This is a genomic window from Streptomyces sp. NBC_00637 (genome assembly GCF_045161545.1).
Lineage (GTDB): Bacteria > Actinomycetota > Actinomycetes > Streptomycetales > Streptomycetaceae > Streptomyces.
Map to the genome: position 1 here is coordinate 8,182,088 of NZ_CP109046.1, position 26,866 is coordinate 8,208,953.

Consider the following 26,866-nt stretch of genomic DNA (forward strand, 5'->3'; position numbering starts at 1 on the left):
GAGGAGATGGTGGAGATGACGACCGAGGCGGGCGTCGCGGCGCGGTCCAGGCCGCCGCTGAGCAAGAGGCGGGTGCTGGAAGCAGCCGTCGCGCTGGCCGACGAGGGCGGGGTCGACGCGCTCAGCATGCGCAACATCGCGCAGGCGCTGGGCGTCGTGCCGATGGCGCTGTACAAGCACGTGGCCAACAAGAACGAGCTGCTGGACGGCATGATCGACGTCCTGGTGGACGAGATCGATCCGCCGGCGGACGACACCGACTGGAAGACGACCGTGCGCCGTCGGGTGCTGTCGGCCCGCGGCATGCTGCTGCGTCACCCGTGGGCGCCCGCGGTCATCGAATCGCGGACGAAGGCGCGGGCCACGCCGACCCCCGCGGTGATGGCGTACCTGGATTCGATGATCGGGATCTTCCGGGCCGGGGGGTTCTCGATCCACCTGGTCCATCACGCGATGCACGTCATGGGCAGCCGCCTGTTGGGCTTCTCCCAGGAGCTGTTCGAGGACCGTGCCGGCGACCGTGAGCCCGACCCGGAAGCGCTGCCGCCCGAGGAGATGGCCGCGCGCTACCCGCACATCACCGAACTGGCCATGGCGGTGACCCACGACCCGGAGTCCGTCGTCGGCTCGGGCTGCGACGACCAGTTCGAGTTCGAGTTCGCTCTGGACCTGACGCTGGACGGCCTCGATCGGCTTCTGAACGCGACCTGACCGCCGTCCGCACTCTTGACGGGTGTACGGCGTACACCTACCTTGCCCGAGAGAGGTGTACGCCGTACACCGGCCGCGGCGGAGGGGATCCGTGAACGCCTCGGCCGGCGGTGCCGAAAGGCCGAGAAGAGGGGGACGCGCCATGAAGGGGATCGTGCAGGAGCGGTTCGGCCCGCCGGATGTCCTGGAACTGGTGGACATCGACCGGCCCGAGGTCTCGGCCGGCGAGGTGCTGGTGCGGGTGCGTGCCGCCGCGCTGAACCCCTACGACTGGCACATGATGCGGGGCGACCCCTACGTGGCGCGGCTGATGGGAGGCGTAGGCCTGACGCGGCCGAAGTGCCGGGTGGCCGGTATCGACGTCGCCGGACACGTCGAGTCGGTCGGCCCCGACGTCCGGGGGCTGCGGCCGGGCGACGAGGTACTGGGCTTCTGTCACGGCTCGTTCGCCGAGTACGCGCGCACCACCGAGGATCTGCTGGTGCGAAAGCCCGCCGGCCTGACCTTCGAGCAGGCCGCGGCGGTACCGATGGCGGCGGTGACCGCCCTGCGCGGCATCCGAACGGTGGGTGGGGTGCGGGCAGGGCGGCGGGTGCTGGTCAATGGAGCGGCCGGCGGGGTGGGCACGTTCGCCGTGCAGATCGCGACAGGCCTGAACGCGGAGGTCACCGGGGTGTGCGGGACGCGCAACCTCGATCTGGTGCGCTCGCTCGGCGCCGCGCACGTCGTCGATCACACCCGGGAGGACTTCACCGCCGGGCCCGAGCGCTACGACGTGATCCTGGACAACGTCGGCAACCATCCGCTGAGCCGGCTGCGCCGGGTCCTCGCCCCGGCGGGGACGCTGGTGGCCAACGGCGGCGGCTCACCCGGTCGCTTGTTCGGGGCGGTGGGTTCCATGCTCGGAGTGATCGCGGTCGACGGGTTCGTCCGGCAGCGGCTCCGCACCATCCTCCCGTCGGCCCCTGCCGGACCGACCCAGGAGGACCTGCTCGCGGTCACCTCGCTCATCGAGGCAGGCGGGCTGACTCCGGTGGTCGGCCAGAGCTACGCCCTGGCCGACACGGCCGAGGGCCTGAGGCAGCTGGAGCAGGGGCATACGCGGGGCAAGGCCGTGATCACGGTGGCGTGAGCGGGCGTCAGGAAGGCGCTGGGGCGACGACCTTGATCCGTCCGGCGGTTCGACGCTCGTGAACGACGTCAGGCGGGGTCGGGAGTGTCCAGGAGTCGATGCAGCACGGCGGCCTCCGCGCGCAGCCGCGCGGCCCGGTCGGCGTGTGCGGGCGCGGTCAACTGCGCCGCGGCCTCCAGGCGTTCGTCGGCCTCGGCGCGCACCACCGCCTCCACGCCCTGCTCGCTGAGCTCCCGTCGCGCCGCTTCGGTGGCGCCGGCACCGACCGGCGACTGTTCCAGGGCCAGGCCACGGAGGTCGGCTTCGTCCACGGGCACCGCCTCGGCGTTGTCCAGCGCACCGAGTGTCGCGCGCAGGGCGCTCACCGCGGCCTTGTCGCGGGCGCGCATCGCTTCCGGCAGTGCTTGACGCATACGAAGACGTAGAGACATGCCGGTGACCCTACGGCGGCGCCCCTGGACCCACAACACGATGTGGGCGCGGGCGACGGACCGACCGCCCGAGGAGAACGCGGCTTGTGGGTCGGGTCGAACCCGAAGAAGTCCGGCCGCATACGGCGGGCTTGCGGCGGGTCACGCCACCGCGCTCATCGTGTCCGCGAGCCGGCGCCGCGAGGCGCGGGTCGCGGGGAGCATGGCGAGTGCCGTCGCGCCCAGCAGCGCCGCCGCGCCGAACGCGCACAGCGCGACGGGCGACGGAGCCCGTGCGATGCCGGCCCCGATACCGCTCGACCGGCCCTGGGCGTCGATCAGCCAGTGGGAGAGGGGCACGCCCAGGGCCATGGCGACGGCGACCGCGGCCCCCACGGTGCAGCCGGTGGCCGTGACCGTGATCGCGGTGATCTGCCGCGGCGACAGGCCGATCGCCTTGAAGGCGAGCAGATCCCGTTCGCTCTCGCGCAGCGTGCCGCCGATGGCGGTCAGCAGATCGAGGAGTCCGATGAGCGCGAGGACACCGAGCAGGCCGACGACGACACTGCGCAGCGGCGACAGACCGTCGGCGGGGTTCGTCACGGTGTGCACGTCCAGTTGCCCGGGCCCGGCCGCGGCGCTCAGCTCGGCGGCGACGCGGTGCGGATCCGCGCCGTCGCGCAGCCGGACCTGGTACAGCGTCGGCCGGAGCTCCGCGTCGTTCTCCCGGAGGGTGTCGAGCGACGTGGAGATGACCCGCCCGGCGTTCTCCGGCTCGATGCTGCGTCCCACGATGTGCAGGATCTGGGGCCGGCCGCCGACGGTCATACGGACCCAGTCACCGACCCGTACGTCCAGCAGGTCCAGCAGTCCCTGTCCGGCCAACGCCTCGTCGGAGCCGTGGGCGGGTCGCCCCTCGGCCAGCGTGTACGGGTACGGGTCCGCGCGGGTGCCGAGGCCGCGCAGGGCGATCGTCGCCGTCTGGCCCGGCACCAGGGCGGCCACCTCGACGCCCGGATAGGCGGCGGCGACCTCGGGCCGCCCGGACAGAAGCGTCCGGGTCGCGGCGTCGCTCAGGCCGTCGTCGGCGCGGACGGTGAGCGCGGCCGCCAGCCCCATCTCCTGCGGGGTGCTGTGGAAGCGGTCGATGGTCGTCCACGCGCTCATCGCCACCACGATCAGCGTCAGCGGCAGCGCGAGGCGGGCGATCGTGGCCAGTGAGCGCGGGCGGCGCGTGAACGCCTTGTGCCAGCCGAGGACCAGCCCGGGCGGCAGCCGCAGGCCGAGCGCACGGCGCGCCACGCCCGACAGGCGCCCCCCGGCGGGGGCTCCGGCCCGGGGCACCGGAACCGGCGGCACCCGTCCCGCCCGCCAGGCCGCGAGCCCGGTGGTCGCGCCGATGAACAGCACCGCCGCCACCGGCACCACGATGAGCGTCGCCGCGTGACCCGGCAGTCCCTGCCACACCCCGACCGCGTCTCCCAGCCGCCCCGGCAACCGGCTGCCCAACGCCTGGATCAGCGCCGCCGCGCCCACGGCGCCGAGCAGCGCGTAGGCGAGATGCTGGAGCAGGAACACCCGCATGACCTGGCCCGGTGTGAACCCGATCGCCTTGAGGATCGAGATGTCCCGCAGGTGGCCCCGGATACGGGTGCCGATGGCCCCGTGCACGGCGAGACCTGCGGCGACGAGCGCGCCGAGTCCGAACAGGCCCAGTATCTGGCCGAGCAGCCGGTCGTCGCCCTGCGCCTCGGCTCGCGCCTGCTGCCAGGTGGAGACCTCGCGCACGGAGCCGGCGCCGAGCACGGTGACGGCGCGCTGGACGGCGTAGTCCGTGTCCCCGGGATCCGTGAGGCGCAGCCCGATCACCTGGCCGCGGTCGGAGCCGGTCCGCGGCACGGCCGACGGCAGCGCCCAGGCCAGTCCCGGCCGCTCGCCCTGGCGGTAGCGAGGCTCTGGGCTGTCGGCGACGCCGAGCACGGTCAGCGTCGAGGCGCCGCCGGGCAGCGTGAGCACGTCTCCGGGCTCGGCCAGCAGCGCCCGGGCCAGGCTGCTCTCCAGCACGACGCCGTCGGGCGCAGCCGGGTCGAGCCAGCGGCCGGAGACGAGCAGCGGACGTCCGACGGCGGGCCGTTCGGCGGTGCCGCGCAGCTCGACGGAGGCGCGGGCGCCGCGGCCGGCGACCGTGGTGGAAGCGGTGGGGTAGGGGCCGGCGACGGACTCGACGCCGTCCAGCCCGGCGAGTCTGTCCGTCGCGGCCGAGGGGCCGGTGTGGATCGACACGTGTGCGCCCCGGGACTGGGTGAAGACCCGCTCCCAGGGGTTCGTCGCGTAGCCGAAGAGTGCCGCCGCCAGCAGCAGGGAGGTGACGACGCCGACGGTGGCGAGCACCAGGAACAGTGCTTCGCCGCGATGTGTCCGCAGGTCCGAATGCGCCCAGCGCAACGTGGCTCGCATGGGTCAGTCCTTCAGTTCCAGCACCGCGGATATCCCCTTGCCGGGGGAGGGCGTGGCGTCGAGCGCCGCGTCGTCGGCGATCCGGCCGTCGAAGAAGCTGATCACCCGGTCGGCCGTGCTCGCCATGCGCGCGTCATGAGTGACGAGCACGATGGTCTGGCCACGCTGGTGGAACCGGGACAGCAGCCGGGTCACCTCGCGGGTGCCCTTGCTGTCCAGGCTGCCCGCGGGCTCGTCCGCGAGCAGCAGGGGAGGGTGGTTCACCAGGGCCCGGGCCAGCGCCACCCGCTGCTGTTCGCCGCCGGACAGCTCGCCGGGCATGCTCCGCTCCTTGCCCGTCAGGCCGAGCTCGGCCAGCAACTCCTCCCGCTCCGCGCGGGCCCGCTTGGGGGAGACCCCGGCCAGCAGCGCGGGCAGTTCGACGTTGTCGGCGACGGACAGGTTGGAGACCAGGTTGAAGAACTGGAAGACGACACCGATACGGCGCCGGCGCGCCACGGCCCACTGCGCCTCGCTGTAGCCGTCCGTGCACACGCCGTCCAGCCAGATGCTGCCGCTGTCCGGTCGCTGGAGGCCGCCGAGCAGATGCAGCAGCGTCGACTTCCCGGCGCCGGAGGGACCGGTGACCGCCACGAACTCGCCCTGCCGTACGCACAGGTCCACCCCGCGTACGGCATGGGCGGGTGCTCCCTCGCCGTGGTGGGTCTTCACGAGGCTCTCGGCCCGCAGCGCAGGCGTGGGGGCGTCTTTCACCGCGGCTCCTCCAGTTCTTCCTGGCAGCGCTCCAGCCAGTCGAGGTCGGCCTGAAGGTGCAGCATGGCGCCCTCGACGAGCAGCCGGGCCGTCCGGTTGTCGTGGTGCTCGCCCGTGACGAGCTTCGACAGGGTGCGCATGGTGTTCAGGTAGTGGCGTCGTTGCTTGTTGATCAGGGCGATCTGGTCGGCGAGACCGGTCTGCGGGGCGAGCACGAGCTTCATGAAGAACTCGTCCCGCAACCGCGGCTCGTCCGCCGTCTCCTCGTACCAGACGCGCAGCGCTTCCTGCCCGGCGTCGGTGAGGTGGTAGATCTTCTTGTTCGGCCGACTGGACTGCTCGACCTCCTCGCCCTCGATCAGTCCCGTCTTCTCGAGGCGGCCCAGCGTCACATAGATCTGGCCGATGTTCGGCTGAGGGTACGCGGCGCCCAACAGTCGCTCAAGGTCCTGCTTGAGCTCGTAGCCGTGGGCCGGGCCGCGCGCCAGCAGGGCCAGGAGGGGCAGGCGCACTCGTGCTGTCCTCCTCGCAGCCTCGTATTGTGGTCCAGGCCCTAGTATCGCCCATACCTAACGGGTATACATAGCCTCTGACTCCGGGCGAGGGTGCCCGGCGCCGGTGTACAGGGAGGAACCTATGCGGTGGATACGCGCCGCCGGTAGGGGCCTCCTCGTTCTCGCCGTCGTCCTGGCCGGTTACGGCGCGTCCGGCGCCCGGGCGGCCGGCGGCCTGGAGGGCCGCGGACCCCTCACCCTCGCCACCGCGGGCGACCTCACCGGGTACCTCGGCCCGCTGCTCCAGGGCTGGAACCGGGCGCACCCCGGCGAGAAGGTCACGCTCGTCGAACTGCCGGACTCGGCGGACGAGTCGCGGGCCCAGATGATCACCGATCTGCGCGGCGGCACACACAGCCGGTTCGACGTCCTCAACATCGACGTGGCCTGGACCTCGGAGTTCGCCGCCGCCGGCTGGATCCGCCCGCTGCCGCGAGACCGCTTCCCGCTGGGCAGTTTCCTGCGCCCGGTCGTGAACACGGCGACGTACGACGGGCGGCTGTACGCCGTCCCGTACGTCACCAACGCCGGGCTGCTCCTCTACCGCAAGGACGTCCTCGCCGAGGAGGGCGTGCCACCGCCGCGCACCTGGGCCGAACTGGAGCGGGCCGCGAAGACCATCGCGCCCCGGCACGGCCTCGACGGCTACGCGGGTCAGTTCCTGCCCTACGAGGGTCTCACCGTCAACGCGGCCGAGGCCGTGTACTCGGCGGGCGGCACGATCCTCGGCGACGAGGGCGATCGCGTCACCGTCGACTCCGCCGCCAGAGAGGGCATCGGGTTCCTCGCGCGCGGCGTCCGCGACGGATGGGTACCGAAGGCAGCTCTGACCTACACGGAAGAGGAGTCCCGGCAGGCCTTCCAGAACGGCCACCTCCTCTTCCTGCGCAACTGGCCCTACGCGTACGTCAGCGCCTCCGCCGCGGGGTCCGCGCTCGCCGGCAAGGTCGGCGCCGTGCCGCTGCCGGGGCGCGACGGGCCCGGGACCAGCGTGCTCGGCGGCTCCAACCTGGCCGTCAACACGCACGCCGAACACCCCGACACCGCCGCGCGCCTGATCGCCTACCTCACGAGCGAGGGCGTCCAGCGGCAGGTGCTCACCAAGGGCGCGCTGCCGCCCGTGCGCGCGGATCTGTACGAGGACCCGGAGCTGGTGCGCCGGTTCCCGTACCTGCCGACCCTGCGCGCGAGCGTGCTGACGGCCGCACCGCGTCCCAAGAGCCCCCGCTACGACCAGGTCAGCATGGTGGTGCAGGCGGTCGTGCACGACGCGATGTCCGGGCACTCGACGCCCGAGGCGGCGGTGCGGCGGCTGGCCCGGGAACTCGCGGCCATCTCCCGCCGCGGCTGACGTTCCGCAGTCGGCACGAAGAACCTCCTACTTACATGTTAGGTAACGTCGGCGTATCAACCGACTGCGATTTATCACGGTTGGTACAGCTATGCCATCCCTGCCTTTCAGATGACTGCCCCCTGTTCGTTGACACCCTGCGGAAACGCCTACATAACATGCATGCATAACAGTCAGCCCGCACAGACAGGCCAACGGGTGAGCTCCCAGCACATCGGCACACGCATCGACACGCACCACTGGTGGCGTGAGGCAGTGATCTACCAGGTGTACGTCCGCAGCTTCCTGGACAGCACCGGTGACGGCGTCGGCGATCTCGCCGGAGTCCGCGCCGGACTGCCGTATCTGAAGAAGCTCGGTGTCGACGGGATCTGGCTGAGCCCCTTCTACCCCTCCCCGCAGGCCGACCACGGTTACGACGTGGCCGACTACTGCGACGTCGACCCGCTCTTCGGCGACCTCGCCGAGTTCGACCGGCTGGTCGGGGCCGCCCGGCGACTGGGCGTCAAGGTGCTCCTCGACATCGTCCCCAACCACTGCTCCAGCGAGCACCCCTGGTTCCGCGAGGCGCTGGACTCGGCACCGGGCAGCCCCGCCCGGGCCCGCTTCCACTTCGCCGACGGGCGGGGAGCGGACGGCGCCGAGCCGCCCAACAACTGGCACGCCATGTTCGGCGGACCGGCCTGGAGCCGGGTGACCGAGGCGGACGGCCGCCCGGGCCAGTGGTACCTGCACATGTTCACGCCCGAGCAGCCCGACTGGAACTGGCGTGACCCCGACGTCGGCGCGTACTTCGACCGCGTCGTGCGTTTCTGGCTCGACCGGGGCGTCGACGGCTTCCGCATCGACGTCGCCGCCGGCCTCTTCAAGCACCCCGAGCTGCCCGACTCGCAGGACCCCGAGGCCGACGCCCGTACCCGCGACTCCGTCAACCCCCTCGCCTGGAACCAGCCCGAGGTGCACGACGTGTGGCGGCGCTGGCGGGCGGTGTGCGAGCAGTACACGGCGCACGACGGCCGTGAACGGCTCCTCGTCGGCGAGGTCTCGGTCCCGACCGCCCGCGAACACGCGATGTACGTCCGCCCCGACGAACTGCACCAGGCCTTCTTCTTCGACCTGCTGAGCGCCTCCTGGGACGCCGACGCCTTCCGCAAGGTCATCGCCGAGGCCATGCAGGACATCGCGGGAACGGGGTCGACCGTCACCTGGGTCCTCAACAACCACGACCAGGTGCGCACGGTCACCCGCTACGGCGAGCCCGCCGTCGAGGGCAGCGGCCTCGGCGCAGCCCGCGCCCGCGCCGCGGCCCTCCTGCTGCTGGCCCTGCCCGGCGCCGCCTACATCTACCAGGGCGAGGAACTGGGCCTGCCCGAGGTGGTCGACCTGCCCGACGACGTGCTCACCGACCCGATCTTCCGCCGGACCGGCAGCCGCGCCCGCATCCGGGACGGCTGCCGGGTACCGCTGCCGTGGTCCGGACAGGCCTCGCCGTTCGGGTTCACCTCCGGCGTCGACGGCACCAAACCCTGGCTGCCACAGCCCGAGTACTTCGCCGAGTACGCCACCGACCGCGCCCTCGCCGACACCCGCTCCTTCTGGCACCTGTACCGCGACGGCCTGCACCTGCGCGCCACGCTGCCCCAGCTGGGCGAGGGCACGCTGCGCTGGCTGGACGCCCAGCCCGGCGTCCTCGCGTTCGCCCGCGGCGACGGCCTGGTCTGCGCCGTCAACTTCGGAACGGCGCCCGCCCCGGCGCCCGTCCCCGGCATCCCCCTGCTGTCCAGCGGCCCCTGCCAGGCCGGGGTGCTCCCCGGCTCCACGGCCGCCTGGTGGATCGGTGACGACACCGACTCCTGAGCACGACCACCTCTGAACCCACCGCCAACTCTCCTTCCACGAACGGACATCGACGATGATGCGACGACGTACCACTCTGCTCACCGGCTGCACCGCGCTCGCCCTGACGCTCGGCGCGACCGCCTGCGGAGGCGGCGACCCCGTCTCCGCGGGCGGCGGCGACAAGTCGCTGGACGGCCAGACCGTCACCGTGGCAGGCGTCTGGTCCGGCGCCGAGCAGAAGAACTTCCAGAAGGTGCTGGACGCCTTCACCGAGAAGACCGGCGCCGAGACCCGGTTCGTCTCCACCGGCGACAACGTCTCCACCGTCGTCGGCAGCAAGATCGAAGGCGGCAACGCCCCCGACGTGGTCATGGTCCCGCAGGTCGGCGTGCTCCAGCAGTTCGCCGGGAACGGCTGGCTCAAGCCGCTGTCGTCGACCACCCGGAAGTCGGTCGCCGCCAACTACGCGACGGTCTGGAAGGACTACGGCAGCGTCAAGGGCACCCTCTACGGCCTCTACTTCAAGGCCGCCCACAAGTCGACCGTCTGGTACAGCCCCGCCGCCCTCGACCAGGCCGGCGTCCAGCCGCCCAAGACCTACGACGAGATGCTGAAGGCCGGGCGGACCGTGTCCGACTCGGGCCTCGCCGCCTTCTCCGTCGCGGGCCAGGACGGCTGGACGCTCACCGACTGGTTCGAGAACGTCTACCTCTCCCAGGCCGGCCCCGAGAAGTACGACGCCCTCGCCGCCCACGAACTGAAGTGGACCGACCAGAGCGTGGTCGACGTCCTCACCACCCTCGCCAAGCTCTTCCAGGACAAGCAGCTCCTCGCGGGCGGCCGGAAGGGCGCCCTCAACACCGACTTCCCGGGCTCGGTCGAGAAGGTCTTCGGACCCGAACCCGAGGCGGGCATGGTCTACGAGGGCGACTTCGTCGCAGGCGTCGCCAAGGACCAGTTCGGCCGGAAGATAGGCCAGGACGCCGATTTCTTCGCGTTCCCCCCGGTCGGTGGCGGAGCGGCACCCGTGGTCAGCGGCGGTGACGCGGCCGTCGTTCTCAAGGACGGCAAGAACACCAAGGCCGGCATGGCGCTCCTGGAGTACCTCGCCACCCCGGAGGCCGCCGCCGTGTGGGCCGAGACGGGCGGCTTCCTCTCCCCGAACAAGAAGCTCGACCTCGCCTCCTACGGCGACGACGTCACCCGCACCACCGCCAAGTCGCTCATCGCCGCCGGGGACTCGGTCCGCTTCGACATGTCCGACCAGGCCCCGGCCGCGTTCGGCGGGACGAAGGGCGCCGGCGAGTGGAAGATCCTCCAGGACTTCCTGCGCGACCCGTCCGACCCGAAGGCCACCGCGGCACAGCTGGAGACCGCCGCGGCCAAGGCCTACAAGGGCTGACCGGCGATGACCGCCACCCTCACGAAGACGGCCGCACCACCCGCCACCGACACCGTCGACCGCAAACGACGCGCCCGGCGGCGCGGCAGGACCGTCGCCCTGCTCTTCGTCCTCCCCGCGCTGCTCCTGCTCGGCGCCCTCGTCGTCTACCCCGTGCTGTTCTCCGTCGGCCGCAGCTTCTTCGACGCCTCCGGCACACGGTTCGTGGGCGGCGACAACTACACCGAGATGTTCCGCGACCCGGCCACCCTCAAAGCCGTACGCAACACCGCGATCTGGGTGGTCGTGGCCCCGACCCTGCTGACCGGCCTGGGCCTGATCCTCGCCGTGCTGGTCGAGAAGGTCCGCTGGGCCACGGCGTTCAAGCTGCTGCTCTTCATGCCCATGGCCGTCTCCTTCCTGGCCGCGGGCATCATCTTCCGGCTCGCCTACGACGAGGACCCCGACAAGGGCGTCCTGAACGCGGCGGCCGTCGGCGTCCACGACGCCTTCCAGGACACCGCCACCTACCCGACCGCCCGCGCCCGCGAAGGCCAGGGCCTGACCCGGGGTGCCGGCGGCTCGTACCGCACGGGCGCGACCGTGTCACCGGGCGACACGATCGCCCTCGGCCTGGTCGGCGTCGCACCCAAGGAGCTCCCGGCCGGCGCGCGACCGGCCTACCCGGCGGCCGCCCGCACGGCGGGCCCCGACGAACTGCGCGGAGTCGTCTACCTGGACTTCACCCCCGGCGGGGGAGGGAAACAGGGCGCGGTGGACCGCCGGGAGAGCGGGCTGCCGAAGATGAGGGTCGAGGCCGAGCGCGACGGCGCCACGGTCGCGAGCACCACCACCGCGGCCGACGGTTCCTTCCGCTTCCCCGGCCTGAAGGCGGGCTCGTACACCGTCGCCCTGCCCGGTGCGAACTTCGCCCAGCCCTACGACGGCATCTCCTGGCTCGGTCCCGCGCTGGTCACCCCGGCGATCATCGGCGCCTACCTGTGGATCTGGACCGGCTTCGCGATGGTGCTGATCGGCGCGGGACTGTCCGCACTGCCGCGCGACTCACTCGAGGCGGCGCGGATGGACGGCGCCAACGAGTGGCAGGTGTTCCGCCGGATCACCGTGCCCCTGCTGGCGCCCGTGCTGACGGTGGTCTTCGTGACCCTCGTCATCAACGTGATGAAGGTCTTCGACCTCGTCTACATCATCGCGCCGGGCCCGGTGCAGGAGGACGCCACCGTGCTGGCCACCCAGATGTGGCTGGTGTCCTTCGGCGGCGGCAACGACCAGGGGCTGGGCAGCGCCCTCGGCGTTCTGCTCCTGCTGCTGGTGATCCCCGCCATGGTCTTCAACGTCCGTCGTTTCCGAGGGAGTCAGCGATGAACCTCAGTGCGCTTCGGCGCGGGCTCGGCAACAGCCTGGTACAGGCCGTCCTCGTGGTCGTCGGACTGCTCTGGCTGACACCGCTCGCCGGACTGTTCGTGTCGTCCCTGCGGTCGGCGCAGGACACGGCCACGGGCGGCTGGTGGACGGCGATCTCCAGTCCGGGCCGGCTGTCCTTCGACAACTACACGTCGCTCCTGGGCAACGCCGGGATGACCCGGGCGTTCTGGAACACCGTGCTGATCTCGGTGCCGACGACGGTCCTCGTCGTGGTGATCGCCGCCCTGGCGGGGTACGCCTTCGCCTGGCTGGAGTTCCCCGGCCGTGACGCCCTCTTCCTGCTGGTGGTCGCGCTCCTGGTGGTGCCCGTGCAGATCGGCCTGCTGCCCGTGGCGAAACTCTTCGGCCAGCTCGGACTGTTCGGCACGATTCCGGGCGTCGTCCTCTTCCACGTGTCCTACGGACTGCCGTTCGCGATCTTCCTGCTGCGGAACTACTTCGCCGAGATACCGCGGGAGATGCTGGAGGCGGCCCGCATGGACGGGGGCAACGAGTGGCGGATCTTCACCCGGCTCGTGCTGCCGGTGGGACGGCCCGCGCTGGCGAGCCTGGCCATCTTCCAGTTCCTGTGGGTGTGGAACGACATGCTGGTGGCGCTGCTCTTCGCCGACAGCTCGTCACAACCCCTGACCGTGGAACTCCAGTCCCAGATCAGGCAGTTCGGCAGCAACATCGACGTACTCGCACCGGGCGCGTTCCTGTCCCTGATCGTGCCCGTGGCCGTGTTCTTCGCCTTCCAGCGGCACTTCGTGCAGGGCGTCATGGCGGGGTCGGTGAAGTAGGCCGTACGCACGGTGGCGCGACGCCGCTGTCGCCTGTCGACCGGCGTCGGTCGAGGACCTGGAGCTCCGCGAGAGGCACCAGGATCCGCGGCGGCACTCGGGCGAGGAGGGCGCCCCCGACCGGCCGCCGTCGGCATCAGGCGTTCAGGGCCTGCTCGAGGGTGGGGTGGCAGGTGATGAGGTCGTCGAGACCGACCAGTCGCAGGACGTGCAGGACGGGTTTCTGCGCGCCGGCGATCCGCACCCACCCTTGCGTGCCGCTGACGGCCTGGTGGGCTGTGACGAAGACATTGATGCCGCTGGAGTCCATGAAGGTCACGTCGCCGAGGTCCACCACGATCCGTGACGGCGGCGCGGCGCCGTCCTCGGACAGCAGGGCCGCGCTGAGCAGCTCCCTGACGTCGTGGTCGATCTCGCCCTTCACGGTCACGATCCGCATGCCGTCGACCGTGCGATGTACGACGGAGAACCGGCCTTTCCGGTCCGCTTGCTCGATGTCGCTCACCGTCTCCTCGACTGCGCTTGAGCCTGCCCCGGGAGGGGCGTGCACGGACGATTCTGCCCCACCGCGGGGACCTCATGCACGCAGGGGAGCGCGCCGAATAAGGTGCTGGTGACATGGATGACGGGATCAAGGGTAGTGGCGCGCTCGTGAACGGCGAATGAGGGCGACGCCCGAGGCATCCCATGACGACGGTGACGGCTGCCCGGCGCCGGAAGAGCACCTGATCCGCGCCGGCTACGCCCTCGGCGGTGACGACGGCTGCATCGCCGACGCCCGCCGGCACGCCCTCGCCTTCCTCGACCAGGCCGAAGCCGACTACCCCCTGTCGGTATCCGCCCGCACGCGGGACCTGACCCAGCTGGTGGTCAGTGAGCTGGTCACCAACGCCTGCAAATACGCCCCCGGGCCGGTCCTGGTGGAACTGCGCATCAACACCCGGGCCGTGGACATCGTCGTGTGGGACAGCGAGCCGACCGTACCCGCGGTCCGGACCGCTGATCCGGACCGGATCGGTCAGCACGGCCTGGAGATCGTCCAAGCCGTCGCCGAGGACTTGTTCATCGAGCAGGAGTCGGTCGGCAAGCGCATCACGGCCCGTATCGCCCTGGCCGCCCGCTCCAGCGGCACCACCGGTCCGTCACCGGACTGAAGTGTCCTGTCATGCGTGCCACCCTCCCCGAGGCTCAGATGGCGGGGGTGTCCCGCAACTCCCGAACGGCGTGTTCGCGGTGGTGGTGGGTGGGAAACGCCTCGTAGAGGTCGGTGTGCCCCCTGCGGCCACATGGTCCCGTGAAGCCGGGCCGGCGGGTGTCACGTCTACCTTCGGCGTCGGACGTACCAGGCCGCCGCCAGCACGATGAGGATGGCGACCACGAAGGCCCACACGGTCGTTGCGCCGTGGTACGAGCGGTAGGCAGTCAGAGCAAGCATGCTCAGGCGGATACCCCGGGTGTGTGGCTTCAGCCTGCGGCCGAGCAGACCGATCCGCTCGACGCGGCCGGACGGCGCCGACTACGGCGCTTCTCACATGGTCAGCGCGGTTCGTGCCAGTCCGCGCAGCCAGGCGTGGGCGTGGTCGGTGTCGTAGCGCTGATGCCAGGACAGGTATATCGGTGCCGACGGCAGTTCGAGGGGGAGGGGGAGCACGACCAGGCCGAGGTCGGCGACCGCTGACCGGGTGGTGACCTCGGGGACGCTGATCAGGATGTCGGAGTCGCGCGCGAACTCCAGCGCGGCCGCTTCCGTGGGGGCGGTCGCCACCACACGGCGGGTGAGGCCGAGCCCGGCGAGGGCGTCGTCGATGGCGTTGGTGAGGTTTCCGCGTCGCGAGACGGTGACGTGTTCAGCGGCGGCGTAGTGCTGCGCGGTGAGGGTTCCGACGCGGGTGAGGGGGTGCCCCTGCCTCGCGACGATGACGAGGCGGGTCTCGCCCACGTTCTCGGCACGGATGTCCGGTGCGCCGGGGTGGTTGGCGTTCGCCTCCAGGTCGACCTCGCCGCGCCGCAACTCGGGGGTGTCGATGCTCGACTCCGCGACGAAGCGCAGTCGCACGCCCGGCGCCTGTCCGCGCACGGCCGCGAGCAGTGCGGGGCCGCTCAGAGCGACGAGGGAATCGTGCCAGCGGAGTGTGAACGTGCGCTCCAGCGTTGCCAGATCGAGTTCACGGCTCGGTGCCAGCACCCCCTGGACCTGGTGCAGCAGCCCGTGCACCTGTTCCCGGACGGCGATCGCATACGGCGTCGGGGTCATCGTGCGGCCGGTGCGCACGAGGATCTGATCCCCGGTCGTGCGCCGGATCCGGCCCAGACTCCGGCTCATCGCGGGGGCGGTGACATGCAGGCGCGCCGCCGCCCCGGCCACACTGCCCTCCTCCAGCAGTGCGTCGAGCGCGGCGAGCAGATTCAAATCCAGTTGCATGCGAGTAATCCTAGACGTGCCTGACATGCATTTGAAGTTAATCATCGGGGTGCCTACCGTTGAGGCGAAAGCGCAGGGAACACAGCGCGGTTCGACCCTCGACGGGCCTCACCACCCGGTCCTCGCACCCCCACTCAGACGGGAACACCACCATGTCCGAAACGCTTCAGACCACCGATGTCGCCGCCTCCGACGCCGACCTGCTCGCCCAGACCGCCATCGCCGTGCGTGAGGCGGGTTCGGCGCTGCGCGAGCGTTTCGGCGAGGTGGTCCGCTACGAGAGCCGCGAAGAACTGATGCGCGCGCTGGCAGTCAACGACGACATGGCTCTCGACATCCTGCGCCCTCGCCTGACGGGCCTGCGCCCGCAGGCCGGCTGGGTGGAGGACGAGCTGGACGGCGGGGCGCTGCCGGCCGGCGAGTGGTGGGTCGTGGATCCGGCCGAGGGCAACGTCAACCACCTGCACGCCCTGCCGGAGTGGGCGGTGACCGCCACCCTCGTGCGGGAGAACCAGCCGGTGCTCACCGCAGTGCACCTGCCGTTGACCGGCGAGACCTACACCGCGCTGACCGGCGCGGGCGCCCACCTCGACGGCCGCCCGCTGCACGTCTCCCAGACCGCCGACCTCGACCTGAGCATCGTGGCCACCAGCCAGGCCCGGCCGGACGAGGACGAGAAGGTCGTGCGGCAGGTCGGCTCCTCGACCACCGCGATGCTCTTCGACGCGCTCGTCGTCCGCGTCGCCGTGCCCGCGACCCTGCACCTGCTGAACGTGGCCGCCGGCCGGATCGACGGCTTCTGGCAGTTCGCCGGTGCCCGCGCGGATCTGCTCCCCGGAGCGCTGCTCGTCACCGAGGCCGGCGGACGGATCTCCGACGCCGAGGGCCGCCCCTGGACCCCGCAGAGCCAGAGCTTCCTGGCTGCCGCGCCCGGCGTCCACGCCGAGGCCGTGTCCACGCTCTCCCGCTGACCGCACACCACAACCCGCACCCACGGAAGGTCCAGATCAGCATGACCACCATCGCAGTTCTCGGAAACGGCCGCGTCGGCGGCAACCTGGCCGCAGCCCTCGCCCGGGCAGGACACGAAGTGACCATGGCGGACCGCACGCCGGGCGCCGCCGCCGACGCCGCCCGGACCGCCCGGATCGTCATCAACGCCACCCCGGGCGCCGGCTCGCTGGACCGGCTCGCCGCTCTGCGTGAAGAACTCCGGGACAAGATCCTCGTCGACGTCTCCAACGCCACCACCGACGGACCGGACGGACTGCCCGCCGACCTGGTCTACCCCGGCTCGAGCCTCGCCGAGCAACTCCAGGAAGCGCTCCCCGAAACGAACGTCGTCAAGACGCTCAACACCATGCTCTACCCGGTGATGACCGCGCCGGCCACGCTCGCCGAGACACCGACCGTGTTCCTCTCCGGCGAGGACCCGCAGGCCAAGCAGACCGTCCGCGAACTGCTCACCGACCTCGGCTGGCACAAGGACTGGATCACCGACCTCGGCGGTATCCGGACCGCCCGCGCCACCGAGGCCGCGATCCTGTTCGTACCGCACGTCATCCGCGCCACCGGATTCACTCCCTTCGCGATCTCGATCGCCCGCTGACTGCCGAGCCGCGTCGGCCGGAGGCACCCGGAGCCGGCTCGTGGCATGGAGGCGGCCGGAGCCGGCTCGCATGGAGGGGTTCCGGTGGGACACGATCGCGGCAGGTACCGTCCGACCCGGGGGCGGAGTTGACGTCGACCCAGCTGCGGCGTGACGTCGGGACATCGCGGATGCCGTACACCCCGCGCTACCCCCGTCGCCTCGCATCTTCCAGGTAGTGCAGGACCGCGGCCACCCGGCGGTCCGTCTGGTCGGCCGGGGACAGGTCGAGCTTGGCGAAGATGCTGCGGATGTGCTTGTGGACCGCGCCGTCCGTGACGACGAGGCGCTCCGCGATCGCGGTGTTGCCGAGACCCTCGGCCATCAGGGCGAGGACGTCCCGTTCGCGCGGGCTGAGCCGTTCCAGCCGGGTGTCCTGGCGGGAGCGGGTGAACAGCTGGGCGACCACCTCGGGGTCGATCGCGGTACCGCCGGACGCCACCCGGTGCAGCGCGTCGAGGAACTCCTCGACACGGCCGACGCGTTCCTTGAGCAGATAGCCGAGTCCGCCCACCCCGCCCGTGAGCAGTTCGGTGGCGAAGCTCTGCTCGACGTAGGCGGAGAGGACGAGCACGGCGAGGTCGGGGCGGCGGCGCCGGGCCTGCACCGCCGCGCGGATGCCCTCGTCGGTGTGCGTGGGCGGCATCCGTACGTCGAGGATCGCGACGTCGGGTCTGTGCTCCTCGATGGCGTCCAGGGCCTCGTCGGCCGTCCCGGTCTTCGCCACCACGTCGAGGCCCTCGGCACCCAGCAGCAGGGCGAGCCCCTCGCGCAGCAACGGGTCGTCCTCGGCCATGACTATGCGCATGTAAGCAACCAACTCATCTGTCGTACAGGGCGGTTCGGTGGACCGGCCCGCGGCTTTCGGAACGTCACGTGCCGCAGGGCAGGTCGACGTCGAGCACCGTCGGCCCGCCCGCCGGGCTGGTCACGCGGAGCGTACCGTCATGGGCCGCCACCCTGCGGCGCATGCCGGTCAGCCCGGAGCCGCCCTCCTCGTCGGCCCCGCCCCGCCCGTCGTCCTGGATCCGCAGATGGAGCCGCCCGTCCCGCGCCCGCACGGTGACCGCCGCCCCGCTCGCCCCGCTGTGCTTGGCGATGTTCGTCAGCGCCTCCGCGACCACGAAGTACGCTGTGGCCTCCACGGACGCCGCACACCGCTGCGGTGCCTCCACGTCCGTCCGGCACGGCACCGCGCACTCGGCCGCGAGGCCCGACAGCGCCCCCGCCAGCCCCCGGTCGGACAGCACCGGCGGGAGGATCGAGCGGGAGACCGCGCGCAGTTCGGCCAGTGCCTGCTCGGCGGCGCTCTGGGCGCGTTCGAGGAGTTCGTCGGCGCGCTCCGGATCCCGGGCGACCATCCGCCGGGCGGCGCCGAGCAGGACCGTCACCGTGACGACCCGGTTCTGCGTCCCGTCGTGCAAGGACCGCTCGATGCGCCGCAGTTCGGTGGCATGGGCGTCGAGCGCGGCGGCCCGGGTCGCGGTCAGCTCGGCCACCCGCAGGGACAGGTCGGTGTCCGGGCCGGCCATCAGCAGCGTCCGTCCGGGGCGGGCCTGGAGGGAGGCCATACCGGGCGTCAGACCAAGGATCACGGCGATCCAGCCGACGCCGACCAGGCTCACCGCCAACGCCTCCGGCCAGGTGTGCGCCACGCCGAAGCCGAAGGACGTGCTGGTGGTGTCCGGCGGCACGAACGGCCACACCAGCGGGTAGAGGGTGTCGCGGAACGCGGCCGGCGGCAGCCACACGCCGAGCAGCCCCAGCAGGAACCCGAGGCTGCCGTGGCGCAGCGCCCAGCGCAGCTCGCGCCGGGTGGTGGGGTCGGCGAGGGCGGCCCGCAGCGCGGCCGGCGGCGGGTCCGGGGCGACGATCTCGGGTCCCCAGCGGGCCAGCCGTTCCCGTTCCCGGTCGGCCAGCGCGTGCAGGGCCCGGACGACGGCCGGCACCAGCAGCAGGCCCACCCCGACCGGCGCGGTCACTGCGGCGACGGCCGCCAGCACCAGCACGCCCAGCGCCATCGCCGCCGTCCCGAGCCCGCCGACGAGCTGCCCGAGCGCGGCACCGGAGGTCCGCAGGGCCTGGACGACGATCTCCCGCGGACGCTCGGCGGTGGGGCCGGCGTCAGCGGTGTCCATGGGATCCGCGGTGCCGGCGGGGTCGGTGGTCGTCATGCTCACTCCGCTCCTGAGGTGCGCCATCGACCCTAGGGGCAGGCTCACCCGGTCGTGAAGTACAGCAGGCTGTACCACCAATCCGGCGGCTGGTGGGATCGGCCGAGGGGGGTCGCGGTCCGTAGCGTCGCAGACATCAGCCGGGACGCCGGCGGAAACCGCAGCCCAGACCCGGCCCAAGGAGCTCGCGATGGCGACCACCGATCCCTACCGACTGCGCGTCCACGACGCGCACCACGACACCCCCGCCCCGGACATCACTCGCGGCGAGGTCACCCGCTTCCTCCTCTGGCTGACCCTTCTGATCAGCGCGGTCGCCAACATGGTCGCCTCCTACGCCGCCGTCGGTGTCGCCGTGAACCTCGCCTGCGGCGCGGTCACCGCCCTCGCGGCCACCGCCCTCGTCGTACGCCGTCTGAAGGGCGACCGCCGGTGAACCTCGCGACGACCGCCGTACGGACCACCGTGCCCGCTCCCGCCATCGCGCTGGAGCGCCTCACCAAGACCTACCCGGGCGGTGTGAAGGCCCTCGACGAGGTGTCCCTGACTGTCCGGCCCGGCACCTTCCTCGCCGTGATGGGCCCCTCGGGCTCCGGCAAGAGCACCCTGATGCACTGCGCGGCCGGGCTGGACTCGCCGACCTCGGGCAGCGTCCGCATCGATGGCCACGAGATCGCCGGCCTGAACGAGACCCGCCGTACCGAACTGCGGCGCGAGCGCGTCGGGTTCGTGTTCCAGGCCTACAACCTGATTCCGTCGCTCACCATCGAGGACAACATCACGCTGCCGCTGCGGCTGGCCGGCCGAGCCCCGGACCGGGAGTGGATCGCGGCGCTGGTGGAACGCGTCGGCCTGTCCGCCCACCTCGGCCGACGCCCCGCCGAACTCTCCGGTGGACAGCAGCAACGCGCAGCCGTGGTGCGGGCGTTGGCGGCGCGACCGGCCGTCGTGTTCGCCGACGAGCCGACCGGAGCGCTCGATCTGCGCAGCGCGCACGAGGTGCTGGAGTTGCTGCGCGCCCTGGTCGACGAACTGGGCCAGACGGTGGTGATGGTGACCCACGACCCGGCCGCCGCGGCCCGCGCCCACAAGGCGCTGGTGATGGCCGACGGCCGGGTGGTCGAGGCCCTCGACCACCCCACCGCACCCCAACTGGCCGAGCAGCTGATCTCGTTGGGAGACCGCTGACCCATGTCCGAGCACTTCCGCACCCCTTCCCGCCTCCCCCTCTTCCCGATCGCCCTGCGTATGGCCGCGCACCGGATCACCGCGCTGCTCGCCGTGGTGTGCGCGGTACTGGGCGGGGCCGCCCTGATCACCGGCACCGGTGTGCTGGCCGAGTCCGGGCTGCGCTCACAGCTGCCGCCGGGCCGACTCGGCGGCGCGGACATCGTCGTCGCGGCCGACCAGGAGTATCACCCGGACGGCGACCTGCCGCTCGCCCTCCCCGAGCGCGCCCGGGTCCCGTCGTCGCTGATCGACCGGCTCTCGGGCCTGCCCGGGGTGACGGCCGTGGTCGGCGACCTCGGCTTCCCGGCCGCGCTGGTCGACACCCGGGGAGGGGTCGTACAGACCGCCGACGACCCCGCGGCGGCCGGACACGGCTGGTCCTCCACCGAACTGCTGGCCCGCCCGCGTGTCACGGGCCGCCCGCCGGCCGGCGCGGACGAGATCGCCGTCGCCGCCGCGACCGGACTGCGCACCGGGGACCGGGTCCAGGTCGTGGCGGGCGGCCGCCCCGCTGTGCGCTATCGCGTCGCCGCGACAGTCGACGCACCGGGCGCGGGCGTGTACTTCGCCGACGCCACGGCCGTACGCCTCGCGGGCCGCGACGGCGCGCACCGCTACGACCTGATCGGCCTGCGCACCGCGCCCGGAACCGGCGAGCGGGTCGCCGACGCGGTGCGCGACCGGCTGGCCGGTACCGGGCTGACCGTCCGCACCGGCGCGGACATCGGCGAGACCGTGGCGCCGGGCGTCGGCACGGCCCGCTCGCTGCTGATCCTGCTCGCCGGTTCGCTCGGCGGGATCGTGCTGCTGATCACCGGGTTCGTCACGGCGGGCGCGCTGGGTGTGTCGATCGCCGGGCAGCGCCGCGACCTGGCGCTGATGCGGGCGGTCGGGGCGACCCCACGTCAGATCCGCCGGCTGGCCGCCGCGCAGTCCTCCGTCGTGGCCGCCGTGACCCTGGCCCCCGGAGTGGCCCTCGGCTACCTCCTCGCGGGCCGCTTCCACGACATGCTCGCCGACCGAGGCGTCCTGCCCGCCGAACTCCCGCTGACCGTCAGCCCGTTGCCCGCCCTCGCCACTTTCCTCCTGCTCGCGCTGACCGTGCAGATCTCCGCCCGGGGCGCGGCCTGGCGTACCTCCCGGATGCCCGCGACGGAGGCCGTCGCCGAGTCCCGCAGCGAACCGCGCAAGCCGTCGAGGGGCCGTACCCTCGCCGGGGTTCTGCTGATCGCCGCCGCGTGCGTGCTGTCCGTCACCCCGCTGCTGATCCGCACGGTGATCGGCGCCTCGGCCACCTCCATCGCCGGGATCGTCGCCGCGATCGGCCTGGCCCTGTGCGGCCCGGCCCTGGTCCGCACGGCCGGGGCGGCCGCCGTGCGTCGGCTGCGGCCCGGGACGCCCGCGCCGACCTGGCTCGCGCTCGCCAACGTACGGGCGTACGCGCTGCGGGTCGCCGCCGTGGTCAGCCCGCTGGCGATGGCGGTCGTGTTCGTCCTGACCTACACGCTCGCGCAGACCACCGTCCTCGCGGCGACCGCGCAGGAGACCCGCACCGGCACCCTCGCCCAGTACCGGCTGAGCGCACCGGCCCTCGGCGGCCTGCCGGCCGGCACCCGGGACGCCGTACGCAAGCTGCGCGGCGTACGGTCCGCCGCACCGGTCGGCTCGACGACCGTCGTCTGGCCGTACGAGATGTTCGGCGAACCCGATGTGGAGTCGGTACCGGCGCTGATCGCCACGCCGGACGCGGCCGCGGTCCTCGACCCCGGGGTGCGGGAGGGCGGGCTGGCCGGCCTGACCGGCGCCACGGTCGCCGTGAGCCGCGACGTCGCCGGTTCGCGGGACGCCGCACTCGGCCGGCGGATCACGCTGGTCCTCGGCGACGGCACGCGGACCGAGGCGCGGGTTGCGGCCGTGTACGACCGGGGCCTCGGCTTCGGCCCACTGATCGTCTCCGGGGACCTCGTGGCCGGCCACACCACCTCCGGACTCACCCAGAGCCTCCTCGTCCGCACGGACGGCACGGAGACGGCGGCACGCGCACTGGCCGATCTGACGGCGTCACGCCCGGGCCTGGCCCTGGAGAACACGTCCGGAACGGCCTCCGGCGGCAAGCAGGACACCCCACCCGAGGTGTGGATCAACCTCGCGACGATCGTCGTACTCCTCGGCTACCTCCTCCTCAGCATCGCCAACAAGCTGGTCGCGGCCACGGCACAGCGCCGTACGGAGATCGCCGCGCTGCGGCTGGTCGGCACGACGCCGCGGCAGATCCGGGCGATGATGCGCCGCGAGGCGGCCGTGATCGCCGCGGCGGCGCTCGTCTGCGGCCTGCTCCTCTCCGCCCTCCCTCTCGCCCTCCTCGGCCAGAGCTTCCTCCACCGCCCCTGGCCGGCCGGCCCGGCCTGGCTGCTCCCCGCCGTCGCGGCGACGATCGTGACGACGGCCTTCCTCACGATCGAACTCCCCACCCGCCAGGCCCTGCGCACGGCCCCGGCGGACGCGATCCGGGCGACGTGAGGATCCACCCGGCACCGCCACCGCCGACGCACTCTGCGGACGAGCAGGCCCGCGCGCATGCCGGTGCGGCCGGGACCGGGCATCGTCGGTGGTACTCAGGACGATCTGGGTACGCGCGCCCAAGCGGAGGGCGATACCCGCTGCCTAGCATCCGGAGCATGAGTTCTGTTCAGCAGACAGCAGGGTCGAGAGAACAGCTGACGGTACGTCAGCAGGGGCGTGGCACGACATCGCTCGTGCTGGGCGTTGCCGCCGTCGCGATGATGATGTGCCCGTTTCTGCCTGCCTACGTCCCTCCCTGGTTCCGCTTCTTTCCCCTGTACTTCATCCTGCCCGCGGGGATCGGTGCGGTCGTCTCCGGCCTCGTCGCGCTGCACAGGGCGCGGGGCCGGGAGGAGGAGCCTCCCTCCCGGGCGCGGGCAGGAGTCGCACTCGGCGCGATGACCCTCGTGCTGTCGCTGGCCGTGATCGTCTGGGCGATCTGGGCGTTGAACCAGGCCTACCAGTAGAGGCCGCATACACGGCCCGGCAACAGTCGGGCTGTACCCACAGCAGGTCGGGGTCGCAGGCGGCCACTGTCCTGTCGTGTCCTGCCAAGGGTTTCAGGTCGCCCTGATCATGGCGGACCGGGTGGCGCCCCCCGCCATGCTCTCGCGCCGTGTCGACTCACGCTGCGGTGCTCTCTCTGTGGCTCGGGCGCCCGATGCCGACTGTCCGGTCGGGCGTGTTCAGTGGGGTGTGCGAATCGATAAGGTGGGAACGCGGGAGTGAGGGAGGAAGCGGTGAGAGCGACACGCGCGGTGGCGACACTTGATGACGTCGGCGCTGGTGACCATGTGTGTCAGCTTCTCGATGCCGCGGACGACGTCATGGTCCGAAGCCGGGCCTTTGTCGCGGACGGGGCCCTGTTCGGGGACAAGGTGGTGATCGTCTCGCCTTACGCGCAGGCGCCGACCGATGTCGCCAGCATGGTGCTCGATCCCACCCGGATGCAGGACTCCCTTCTCACCGCGGTGCGGCGGGAGGCGGCCAGTGCCGAGAGCGAGGGCTTCCGCTCGTTGCGTGTGCTCCATCACGTGACGGATGAGGCCGTTGCCGGGGGTGCGGACCGTTTGCTGCGCAGCGAGCTGGAACTGGAGGAGTTCGCGGCCGACAGCGGCGCGCTGGTGGTCTGCGCCTATCAGGGCGGAGACTGGGACGCCGCCGTCCTGGAGCGGATCAGGTGCGTGCACCCCCATTATCTGGGCAACCGTCCGATGCCGCCCTCGTTTCGGCTTTACCGGACCGGCAACGACGGGTGGACGGTGAAGGGGGTCATCGATATCGACGGTGCCCTGGCCTTCGGCGCCATCCTGCTCACGCTGCTGCGGCGCACGACCACGGTGCGGTTGCTGTGCCACGCCCTGGACTTCTTCGATGCGGCCGGGATGAGCGCTCTCGCCGACGCCGCCGGACAGATGCCCAACCGCAAGGTAGTGCTGGAGGGGACCAATGAGACCGTACGTCTGGCCTGGGAGCTCTCCGGCTTCGCAGACCCTTCCCTCCCAGTGGTGATGACGCCATGACCTCCTCCGAAACCCGTGCGACGCCTTCACCGTCCCAAGAGGATTACAAGCACGAGCTCTACCCCTACCAGGGCAGCGAGCAGTTCCTCGAGGGCACCCTGGGCTTCATCCGCGAGGCCCGAGACGGTGGAGAGGCAGTCGTCGTCGCCGTCCCGGAGGAAAAAACCGCTCTGCTGCGCGCAGAGATTCCCGACGACGACACCCTCCGCTACGTGGAGAACAGCTCCGTGGCGCACCGCCCGGGCCGGCTCATCGGAGCCTGGCAGGAATGGATCCAGGCACACACCGCCGAGGGCCGCCCTGTACGCGGAATCGGCGAATCCCCGTGGGGCGAGGTGCGCAGCTCTGCGGAGGCGGAGGAACTGCGCTCCCACGAGTGGCTGCTCAACAAGGCGTTCTCCGCCGGCCCGGCCTGGTGGCTGTTGTGCCCGTACGACACTGCCGGCGAAGGGGCCGCGCTGGAGCGCATGTCCAGCTGCCACCCCACGATCCGCACCGCGGGCCGCAGCGAAGCGAACGGCACCTACGACCCACAGGCTCCGTTCGACTTCATCCCGCTGAGTCATCCCTGCGACCCCTACGAGGAGTTCGTCTACACCAGCGGTGATCTGCCCGCGCTACGGGAGAAGATCGCCACCTGCGCCGAACAGCTCGGGCTGGACGACCGCCGGCTGCGCGAGCTGCACCTGGCGGCCACCGAGGTCGCCGCCAACAGCATCCGGCACGGCGGAGGTCAGGGCGTGTTGCGGACGTGGAGCGAGGAGCACCGCCTGGTGTGCGAGTTCCGCGACACCGGATACATCGACGACCCTCTCAAGGGCCGTTCACGACCCACCCGCACCCAGATCGGCGGCCGCGGCCTCTGGCTCGTGCACCAGCTGTGCGACCTGGTCGAAATCCGCTCCACCCCGGTCGAGGGAACCACGATCCGCCTGCACACCGAGCTGGCGTACTGACACACAGGGGGCCCCGCGCGGCCGGTGCCTGCCCTGGACCCGTCATGCGCGCCTCCCGCGGCCGCCGTTCCGGCCAGGAGCGGGTTGCCGTCGGTGCCCTGCGCGCCACGCTTCGTGTCACCAGGCGCGGGCGGCGTCCAGGAGACGTTCGCGTCGCGGACGCGGGTGATGTCGGGATGCGTGTCGTCGGTGGACCGCTCGGTCAGGCAGACCGTGTCGATGGGCGGCTCTTGCGGATCGACGGTCTGCCGGCGGCGTCGGACGATCGGCAGGTTCTCGGCGTAGGCCACGAGGGGGATCTCCCGGACCGGGGACGACGAGCGGGTGGGCGCGCGAAGGACCCCGATCGAGAGCGATCGGGCTCCTGGTGTCGCCGGGCGCCGGGTCACAGCCCGCACGGCCAACGCGAAGGATGGTGTGTGGACCCCGCCGGCGCGGGACGTGATCCCAGCTTCGCACCGGACGCCCCACAGGCGTGCGAGGTCCATCCGGCCGAGTGAAGTTTGCCGGCGACCGTGGACATCGCCCCGGATCCGGGGGCGCCGGTGTTGCCGCCGGTCCGTTTCCCCCGCCCACATGCGGTCTTCGATGCCCGGAAGCACTTGCCATCCGCCACACCTCCTCATAGCATTACGACCGTAAGAATGATGATTGTAATACAATGATTCGGGAGGCTCATGATGGTGACGACACGGCCGGTGGCGCTCGTGACGGGCGCGACTGCCGGCATCGGAAGAGCAACGGCGATCGCGTTCGCCGGGGCGGGTTTCGAGGTGGTCGGGACCGGCCGCAAGACAGGCGGGCTCACCCCGCCGGCTGGCGTGAGCTTCCTCGACCTCGACGTGGCCGCTGACGAATCGGCCGAGGCCGCGGTCCGGCAGGTGATCGAGCGGTTCGGCCGGATCGACGTCCTGGTCAACAACGCCGGCATCGGCTCGGCCGGCGCCGTCGAGGAGAACTCCCTCGCCCAGGTCCGGAACATCTTCGACATCAACGTCTTCGGCGTGATGCGGATGACCAAGGCGGTCCTGCCGCATATGCGTGCCCGGCGCAGCGGGCGCATCGTCAACATCTCCTCCGTGCTCGGCCTGATCCCGCAGCCCTACATGGCCCTGTACGTCGCGGCCAAGCACGCCATCGAGGGCTACTCGGAGTCTTTGGACCACGAGGTCCGCGAGCACGGCGTCCGCGTTCTGCTCGTCGAACCGGCGTACACCAAGACCAGCTTCGACACCAACGCCGCCCAGCCCGACACCCCCCTGCCCCTCTACGCCGAGCGCCGGCGCATCTTCGACGAGGTCATCGAGGAGGCCATGAAGGACGGCGACGATCCCGCCGCCGTCGCCAAGACCGTCGTCGCCACGGCCACCGCCGCCAAGCCGAAGCTGCGCCACGCCGCCGGCCCTCTCGCCAAACGCATGAGCATCCTGCGCCGCCTCGCCCCCGCGAGAACCTTCGACAAAGGCATCCGCACGTTCAACCGCATGCCCGCCTGACGACACCGTCGCAGGTTCGACCACTGCGCGCGAGACCCG

Annotated in this window: 26 protein-coding genes; 17 read left to right on the top strand and 9 right to left on the bottom strand. The window is 71.8% G+C overall.

Going from position 1 to position 26,866, the window contains the following annotated elements; translation table 11 throughout:
* Positions 1–6: 6 nt before the first annotated feature.
* Both OG440_RS36155 and OG440_RS36160 read left to right on the top strand, forming a co-directional pair.
* Positions 7–711, top strand: coding sequence for a TetR/AcrR family transcriptional regulator (locus OG440_RS36155; protein WP_406010976.1), 705 nt, complete (start codon positions 7–9; stop codon positions 709–711).
* A 142-nt stretch (positions 712–853) separates the two neighbouring features.
* Positions 854–1,843 carry an NAD(P)-dependent alcohol dehydrogenase gene (locus OG440_RS36160; protein WP_406010977.1) on the top strand — a complete coding sequence of 330 codons (990 nt, stop codon included), beginning with the start codon at positions 854–856 and terminating at the stop codon, positions 1,841–1,843.
* Positions 1,844–1,911: 68 nt separating this feature from the next.
* On the opposite strand, the gene OG440_RS36165 is transcribed toward OG440_RS36160, so the two are convergent.
* From OG440_RS36165 to OG440_RS36180, 4 genes are all read right to left on the bottom strand, one after another.
* Positions 1,912–2,232, bottom strand: a complete 321-nt coding sequence (locus OG440_RS36165; protein ID WP_406011555.1) for a hypothetical protein — start codon at positions 2,230–2,232, stop codon at positions 1,912–1,914.
* A gap of 183 nt (positions 2,233–2,415) precedes the next feature.
* Entirely contained in the window at positions 2,416–4,710 is a 2,295-nt protein-coding gene (locus OG440_RS36170) for an ABC transporter permease (protein ID WP_406010978.1), read from the bottom strand.
* Between the two features lie 3 nt (positions 4,711–4,713).
* Positions 4,714–5,463: an ABC transporter ATP-binding protein gene (locus tag OG440_RS36175; RefSeq protein WP_406010979.1), complete on the bottom strand. Its 750-nt coding sequence runs from the start codon at positions 5,461–5,463 to the stop codon at positions 4,714–4,716.
* Complete coding sequence (locus OG440_RS36180; protein ID WP_406010980.1) at positions 5,460–5,975, bottom strand: PadR family transcriptional regulator; 516 nt, start codon at positions 5,973–5,975, stop codon at positions 5,460–5,462. Before OG440_RS36180 ends, OG440_RS36175 begins: the two co-directional genes overlap by 4 nt.
* 124 nt (positions 5,976–6,099) lie before the next feature.
* Between OG440_RS36180 and OG440_RS36185 the strand changes: the two genes are divergently transcribed.
* The 5 genes from OG440_RS36185 (at position 6,100) to OG440_RS36205 (ending at position 12,816) form a co-directional block, all read left to right on the top strand.
* Positions 6,100–7,368: an ABC transporter substrate-binding protein gene (locus OG440_RS36185; RefSeq protein WP_406010981.1), complete on the top strand. Its 1,269-nt coding sequence runs from the start codon at positions 6,100–6,102 to the stop codon at positions 7,366–7,368.
* Positions 7,369–7,593: 225 nt separating this feature from the next.
* On the top strand, positions 7,594–9,225 hold the full coding sequence (locus OG440_RS36190) for a glycoside hydrolase family 13 protein (RefSeq protein WP_406011556.1): 1,632 nt from the start codon (positions 7,594–7,596) through the stop codon (positions 9,223–9,225).
* Positions 9,226–9,280: 55 nt separating this feature from the next.
* Positions 9,281–10,609 carry an ABC transporter substrate-binding protein gene (locus tag OG440_RS36195; RefSeq protein ID WP_406010982.1) on the top strand — a complete coding sequence of 443 codons (1,329 nt, stop codon included), beginning with the start codon at positions 9,281–9,283 and terminating at the stop codon, positions 10,607–10,609.
* 6 nt (positions 10,610–10,615) lie between these two features.
* Complete coding sequence (locus tag OG440_RS36200; protein WP_406010983.1) at positions 10,616–11,974, top strand: carbohydrate ABC transporter permease; 1,359 nt, start codon at positions 10,616–10,618, stop codon at positions 11,972–11,974.
* Entirely contained in the window at positions 11,971–12,816 is an 846-nt protein-coding gene (locus OG440_RS36205; protein ID WP_406010984.1) for a carbohydrate ABC transporter permease, read from the top strand. Before OG440_RS36200 ends, OG440_RS36205 begins: the two co-directional genes overlap by 4 nt.
* A 136-nt stretch (positions 12,817–12,952) precedes the next feature.
* Here OG440_RS36205 and OG440_RS36210 read toward each other — a convergent pair whose 3' ends face one another.
* On the bottom strand, positions 12,953–13,321 hold the full coding sequence (locus tag OG440_RS36210; protein WP_406010985.1) for an STAS domain-containing protein: 369 nt from the start codon (positions 13,319–13,321) through the stop codon (positions 12,953–12,955).
* Positions 13,322–13,478: 157 nt separating this feature from the next.
* Between OG440_RS36210 and OG440_RS36215 the strand changes: the two genes are divergently transcribed.
* Positions 13,479–13,970, top strand: coding sequence for an ATP-binding protein (locus OG440_RS36215; RefSeq protein WP_406010986.1), 492 nt, complete (start codon positions 13,479–13,481; stop codon positions 13,968–13,970).
* A 167-nt stretch (positions 13,971–14,137) separates the two neighbouring features.
* Here the strand turns inward: OG440_RS36215 and OG440_RS36220 are convergent, their stop codons facing one another.
* Both OG440_RS36220 and OG440_RS36225 read right to left on the bottom strand, forming a co-directional pair.
* Positions 14,138–14,251, bottom strand: a complete 114-nt coding sequence (locus tag OG440_RS36220) for an LPXTG cell wall anchor domain-containing protein (protein WP_406010987.1) — start codon at positions 14,249–14,251, stop codon at positions 14,138–14,140.
* 93 nt (positions 14,252–14,344) lie between these two features.
* On the bottom strand, positions 14,345–15,238 hold the full coding sequence (locus OG440_RS36225) for a LysR family transcriptional regulator (RefSeq protein ID WP_406010988.1): 894 nt from the start codon (positions 15,236–15,238) through the stop codon (positions 14,345–14,347).
* A gap of 152 nt (positions 15,239–15,390) precedes the next feature.
* Here OG440_RS36225 and OG440_RS36230 point away from each other — a divergent pair, with 152 nt between their 5' ends.
* Together OG440_RS36230 and OG440_RS36235 are read left to right on the top strand one after the other, a co-directional pair.
* Positions 15,391–16,209, top strand: a complete 819-nt coding sequence (locus tag OG440_RS36230) for an inositol monophosphatase family protein (protein WP_406010989.1) — start codon at positions 15,391–15,393, stop codon at positions 16,207–16,209.
* A 41-nt stretch (positions 16,210–16,250) separates the two neighbouring features.
* Positions 16,251–16,847, top strand: coding sequence for an NADPH-dependent F420 reductase (locus OG440_RS36235; protein WP_406010990.1), 597 nt, complete (start codon positions 16,251–16,253; stop codon positions 16,845–16,847).
* A 187-nt stretch (positions 16,848–17,034) separates the two neighbouring features.
* On the opposite strand, the gene OG440_RS36240 is transcribed toward OG440_RS36235, so the two are convergent.
* Positions 17,035–17,694: a response regulator gene (locus tag OG440_RS36240; protein ID WP_406010991.1), complete on the bottom strand. Its 660-nt coding sequence runs from the start codon at positions 17,692–17,694 to the stop codon at positions 17,035–17,037.
* A gap of 64 nt (positions 17,695–17,758) precedes the next feature.
* A complete protein-coding gene (locus OG440_RS36245; protein ID WP_406011557.1) occupies positions 17,759–19,024 on the bottom strand; it encodes a sensor domain-containing protein in 1,266 nt (421 codons plus the stop codon).
* Positions 19,025–19,250: 226 nt separating this feature from the next.
* On the opposite strand from OG440_RS36245, the gene OG440_RS36250 reads away from it, so the two are divergent.
* The 7 genes from OG440_RS36250 (at position 19,251) to OG440_RS36280 (ending at position 26,827) form a co-directional block, all read left to right on the top strand.
* A complete protein-coding gene (locus tag OG440_RS36250; RefSeq protein WP_406010992.1) occupies positions 19,251–19,496 on the top strand; it encodes a hypothetical protein in 246 nt (81 codons plus the stop codon).
* Positions 19,493–20,248: an ABC transporter ATP-binding protein gene (locus OG440_RS36255; RefSeq protein ID WP_406010993.1), complete on the top strand. Its 756-nt coding sequence runs from the start codon at positions 19,493–19,495 to the stop codon at positions 20,246–20,248. The genes OG440_RS36250 and OG440_RS36255 overlap by 4 nt, the downstream gene beginning before the upstream one ends.
* A gap of 3 nt (positions 20,249–20,251) precedes the next feature.
* Positions 20,252–22,810 (top strand): FtsX-like permease family protein, encoded by a 2,559-nt coding sequence (locus OG440_RS36260; RefSeq protein WP_406010994.1) that lies wholly within the window; start codon positions 20,252–20,254, stop codon positions 22,808–22,810.
* 158 nt (positions 22,811–22,968) lie between these two features.
* Positions 22,969–23,319: a hypothetical protein gene (locus tag OG440_RS36265; protein WP_406010995.1), complete on the top strand. Its 351-nt coding sequence runs from the start codon at positions 22,969–22,971 to the stop codon at positions 23,317–23,319.
* Between the two features lie 273 nt (positions 23,320–23,592).
* Entirely contained in the window at positions 23,593–24,375 is a 783-nt protein-coding gene (locus OG440_RS36270; protein WP_406010996.1) for an MEDS domain-containing protein, read from the top strand.
* On the top strand, positions 24,372–25,331 hold the full coding sequence (locus tag OG440_RS36275; protein WP_406010997.1) for an anti-sigma factor RsbA family regulatory protein: 960 nt from the start codon (positions 24,372–24,374) through the stop codon (positions 25,329–25,331). Before OG440_RS36270 ends, OG440_RS36275 begins: the two co-directional genes overlap by 4 nt.
* A gap of 680 nt (positions 25,332–26,011) precedes the next feature.
* Positions 26,012–26,827, top strand: coding sequence for an oxidoreductase (locus OG440_RS36280; RefSeq protein ID WP_406011558.1), 816 nt, complete (start codon positions 26,012–26,014; stop codon positions 26,825–26,827).
* Positions 26,828–26,866: the final 39 nt, after the last annotated feature.

What these genes read in the sequence shown, in the direction of transcription:
- OG440_RS36155 (WP_406010976.1), top strand. Translation starts at nt 7, where the DNA reads ATGGTGGAGATGACGACCGAGGCGGGCGTCGCGGCGCGGTCCAGGCCG.
- OG440_RS36160 (WP_406010977.1), top strand. Translation starts at nt 854, where the DNA reads ATGAAGGGGATCGTGCAGGAGCGGTTCGGCCCGCCGGATGTCCTGGAA.
- OG440_RS36165 (WP_406011555.1), bottom strand. Translation starts at nt 2,232, where the DNA reads ATGCGCGCCCGCGACAAGGCCGCGGTGAGCGCCCTGCGCGCGACACTC.
- OG440_RS36170 (WP_406010978.1), bottom strand. Translation starts at nt 4,710, where the DNA reads ATGCGAGCCACGTTGCGCTGGGCGCATTCGGACCTGCGGACACATCGC.
- OG440_RS36185 (WP_406010981.1), top strand. Translation starts at nt 6,100, where the DNA reads ATGCGGTGGATACGCGCCGCCGGTAGGGGCCTCCTCGTTCTCGCCGTC.
- OG440_RS36195 (WP_406010982.1), top strand. Translation starts at nt 9,281, where the DNA reads ATGATGCGACGACGTACCACTCTGCTCACCGGCTGCACCGCGCTCGCC.
- OG440_RS36200 (WP_406010983.1), top strand. Translation starts at nt 10,616, where the DNA reads ATGACCGCCACCCTCACGAAGACGGCCGCACCACCCGCCACCGACACC.
- OG440_RS36205 (WP_406010984.1), top strand. Translation starts at nt 11,971, where the DNA reads ATGAACCTCAGTGCGCTTCGGCGCGGGCTCGGCAACAGCCTGGTACAG.
- OG440_RS36215 (WP_406010986.1), top strand. Translation starts at nt 13,479, where the DNA reads ATGAGGGCGACGCCCGAGGCATCCCATGACGACGGTGACGGCTGCCCG.
- OG440_RS36220 (WP_406010987.1), bottom strand. Translation starts at nt 14,251, where the DNA reads ATGCTTGCTCTGACTGCCTACCGCTCGTACCACGGCGCAACGACCGTG.
- OG440_RS36225 (WP_406010988.1), bottom strand. Translation starts at nt 15,238, where the DNA reads ATGCAACTGGATTTGAATCTGCTCGCCGCGCTCGACGCACTGCTGGAG.
- OG440_RS36230 (WP_406010989.1), top strand. Translation starts at nt 15,391, where the DNA reads ATGTCCGAAACGCTTCAGACCACCGATGTCGCCGCCTCCGACGCCGAC.
- OG440_RS36235 (WP_406010990.1), top strand. Translation starts at nt 16,251, where the DNA reads ATGACCACCATCGCAGTTCTCGGAAACGGCCGCGTCGGCGGCAACCTG.
- OG440_RS36240 (WP_406010991.1), bottom strand. Translation starts at nt 17,694, where the DNA reads ATGCGCATAGTCATGGCCGAGGACGACCCGTTGCTGCGCGAGGGGCTC.
- OG440_RS36245 (WP_406011557.1), bottom strand. Translation starts at nt 19,024, where the DNA reads ATGGACACCGCTGACGCCGGCCCCACCGCCGAGCGTCCGCGGGAGATC.
- OG440_RS36250 (WP_406010992.1), top strand. Translation starts at nt 19,251, where the DNA reads ATGGCGACCACCGATCCCTACCGACTGCGCGTCCACGACGCGCACCAC.
- OG440_RS36260 (WP_406010994.1), top strand. Translation starts at nt 20,252, where the DNA reads ATGTCCGAGCACTTCCGCACCCCTTCCCGCCTCCCCCTCTTCCCGATC.
- OG440_RS36265 (WP_406010995.1), top strand. Translation starts at nt 22,969, where the DNA reads ATGAGTTCTGTTCAGCAGACAGCAGGGTCGAGAGAACAGCTGACGGTA.
- OG440_RS36275 (WP_406010997.1), top strand. Translation starts at nt 24,372, where the DNA reads ATGACCTCCTCCGAAACCCGTGCGACGCCTTCACCGTCCCAAGAGGAT.
- OG440_RS36280 (WP_406011558.1), top strand. Translation starts at nt 26,012, where the DNA reads ATGGTGACGACACGGCCGGTGGCGCTCGTGACGGGCGCGACTGCCGGC.